The organism is Sphingomonas sp. (assembly GCF_035317925.1).
Taxonomy (GTDB): domain Bacteria; phylum Pseudomonadota; class Alphaproteobacteria; order Sphingomonadales; family Sphingomonadaceae; genus Sphingomonas_I.
In genome coordinates this window covers 1-3,198 of record NZ_DATHFV010000004.1, presented here as the reverse complement: position 1 = coordinate 3,198, position 3,198 = coordinate 1, and the positions used below count along the sequence as shown (strand labels likewise).

Below are 3,198 nucleotides of genomic sequence, written 5' to 3'. Positions count from 1 at the left end.
GACCTTGTAGGTGCTCGGTGGCGCCCCGATCAGGGCGTAATTGCCGCTGGCATCGACCTTGACGGTATCCTGATGGCCGGTGTTCTGATCCGTGAGCACCACGGCCGCTCCGGCGGCGGCCCCGTCGACGTGCCCCCGAATGGTCGAGGTGGTCTGTGCGGCAGCCGGCATGGCAAGTACGAACGCGCCACCGCCAAGAACCGTGGTCGCAAGCGCCGCTCGCAGGCTTGCCCTCATCAGCTTCGTCATTTCGATTCCCCTTCAAATGGCGTGCGACGCCTTGGTCTTATTATTCGGTCGTTTCTGGGCGGCGACATGCGTCGTGCGCGCCGCCGCGAACGTTCGGCGGCCGCATCGGTTGCGAGTCGGAACTGCATAGAATTGATCGGCCTGGAGCCATCGCCTCGCCCTGATCCTTTCCTATGCCGACAGGCGCTGCCGGGGCGGATGGCACGGACTCTTACGGCCGCGTAACCGATTCCACCGTTGCGTAGTAACCGGTTTCATGCGCATTCGCCAAGGGAATTTGACGGCCGCGAATCGCGCAGACCCGGATTTTTCGGGAAGGTGTGGGAACGGTATCACAACCGGAGAAGCTGTCGTGACCGACCTGTCCCGCCGTGATCTGCTGAAAGGCGCATCGACCGCAGCCATCGCCGCGTGCGTGGTTCCGGCCCGCGCCTGGGCAGATCGGGTTGATGCGGGCGATCCGTTCATCGAACGGATTCTCGCGGGCATGTCGATCGAGGAAAAAGCCGGACAGCTCACTATCTACAGCGATCCCGTGCGGACCGAAGGAGCGGCGATCAACCCGACCGTCAACGCGCAGAACCTCGACCAGCTCAAAGCCGATATCGCTGCCGGCCGTCTGACCGGCCTGTTCAACGGCATCGGCGTCGCGGGCGGGCGTGAGTTGCAGCGGATCGCGATCCAGCAATCGCGGTCCAAGATCCCGATGATCTTCGCCGCCGACACGATCCACGGCATGAAGACGACCTTCCCGGTGCCGCTTGGCGAAGCGTCCAGCTTCGATCCCGATCTCGCGCGCCGCACCGCGCGGGCGGCGGCGGTGGAAGCGTCGGCCAAGGGCATACAATGGGTGTTCGCGCCGATGGTCGATGTCGCGCGCGACGAGCGCTGGGGCCGCGTCGTCGAGGGATCGGGCGAGGATGTCTATCTCGGCATGCTGCTCGCCACCGCGCGGGTCGAAGGCTTTCAGGGCAGCGACCTGCGCAACAATGACAGCGTGCTGGCATGCCCCAAGCATTTCGCGGCCTATGGCGCGGTCCAGGGCGGCCAGGATTACAACACCGCCGACATTCCCGAGACGACGCTGCGCGAAACGCACCTGCCCGCGTTCAAGGCCTGCTTCGACACCGGCGCGCTGTCGACCATGTCGAGCTTCAACGACATTGCCGGCGTGCCGTCGACCGGCAACCACCATCTGCTGACCGACATATTGCGCGGCGAGTGGGGTTTCCGCGGCCTGGTCGTGTCGGACTACACATCGGACCAGGAGATGATCCTGCACGGCTACGCCGCCGACGGCCCCGATGCCGCCGCCAAGGCGATCAATGCCGGCTGCGACATCTCGATGCAGAGCGGCCTCTACATCAAGCATCTCCCCGATCTGGTGAAGAGCGGGAAGGTCAGCATGAAGACGGTCGATACCGCGGTGCGCCGCGTGCTCGGCGTCAAGAAGGCGCTCGGCCTGTTCGAAAACCCGTATCGCTCGCTCGATCTGGTGCGCGAGAAGCGCGACGTGCGCCGCAAGGATGCGATCGATCTGGCGCGTGAATCCGCGCGCAAATCGATGGTGCTGCTCCGGAACGAGGGGGATCTGCTGCCCTTGCCCAAGAGCGGCAAGTCGATCGCTTTGATCGGCCCCTGCATCTCCGACAAGGGCGATTATCCCGGCCCCTGGTCCAACTTTCCCGATTACGCGACCTGCGTGACGATGGAGGAGGGGTTCCGGGCGGCGCTCGGCCCCAAGGGCGTGCTGCACGTCGCACGCGGCTCCGAATATGAGAAACCGCTCGAGGGCGGGATCCGCGACGCGATCGCTGCCGCGCAGGTGTCCGACATCATCGTCCTCGTCGTCGGCGAGAGCACCAACATGGCGGGCGAAGCGCAGTCGCGTACCGACATCGTCGTTCCGCCGCCGCAAATGGCGCTGGCCGAGGCGCTTGCCGCGCTCGGCAAGCCGATGGTGGTCTTGCTGCGCCATGGCCGTGCGCTCGCGCTGACCGGCGCGGTGCGGAACGCGCCCGCGATCGTCGCGACCTGGTTCCTTGGCTCGGAGACGGGCAACGCCGTCGCCGATGTGGTGTTCGGCGATTATGCGCCGCAAGGCCGCCTGCCGGTCAGCTTCCCGCAGGCGTCGGGGCAGGAGCCATTCTACTACAATCATCGCAGCACCGGCCGGCCGCAGCTGACCGACGACGCGATGTGGAAGTCGCGCTATCGCGAGGTGACCAACGAGGCGCTTTACCCGTTCGGCCACGGCCTGACCTATTCGACCGCGACCTATTCGCCGACCCAGGTGAGTGCGCCGACACTGGCCGGCGATCAGATTCTGACCGTGACCGCGACGATCACCAACACTGGCACGCGCGCGATGCACGAGGTGGCGCAGCTCTATATCCACGATCGGGTGGCGAGCATGACGCAGCCGGTGCGCTCGCTGAAAGGGCTCAAGCATCTCGATCTGAAACCGGGGAAGAGCGCGACGGTCGAATTCACGCTGGTGCGTGACGATCTTGCCTTCGTCCATCCCGATTTCAGCCGCTCGGCGGAGCCCGGCGATTTCGACGTGTGGATCGCGCCGTCGTCGGTGGGCGGGACGCCCGCGACCTTCACGCTCTCCGCCTGAGCCAAAGGCTTGCTGGGGCAGGGCAGGCAGTCCACCACAAGCGCGGGAGATGATCGCGCGGTGAGCCAGACATGAAACCCGCTTTGCGCCGCTTCGGCGAAGGGCAGCACCCGGTGGTCGTAGTCGACGATTTCACCGGCGATGTCGGCGCGATCATCGAGATCGCGGCGGCGCTGGCGCCGTTTCCGGCAAACGCGGACAATTATTATCCGGGCCTGCGTCGAGTCATCACCGAGGCCGACGTGGCGGCTTTTACCTATGCCGATCGCGTGCTGCAGCAGGCCGCTAGCTTTATCGGCGGCGCGTTCGACTATGACGATTTCGAC

3 protein-coding genes are annotated in these 3,198 nt (G+C 65.4%); 2 read left to right on the top strand and 1 reads right to left on the bottom strand.

The window, feature by feature from the left end; genetic code table 11:
- Positions 1–249 (bottom strand): hypothetical protein (locus tag VK533_RS00160; RefSeq protein ID WP_324373813.1); only part of this gene is annotated, 249 nt, incomplete at its 3' end.
- A 352-nt stretch (positions 250–601) separates the two neighbouring features.
- On the opposite strand from VK533_RS00160, the gene VK533_RS00155 reads away from it, so the two are divergent.
- The gene (locus VK533_RS00155; RefSeq protein ID WP_324373812.1) at positions 602–2,872 is read left to right on the top strand and encodes a glycoside hydrolase family 3 N-terminal domain-containing protein; all 2,271 of its coding nucleotides are present in this window, start codon (positions 602–604) and stop codon (positions 2,870–2,872) included.
- Positions 2,873–2,943: 71 nt separating this feature from the next.
- Positions 2,944–3,198, top strand: a 255-nt coding sequence (locus VK533_RS00150) for a DUF6445 family protein (RefSeq protein WP_324373810.1), incomplete at its 3' end; no start/stop codon positions are given.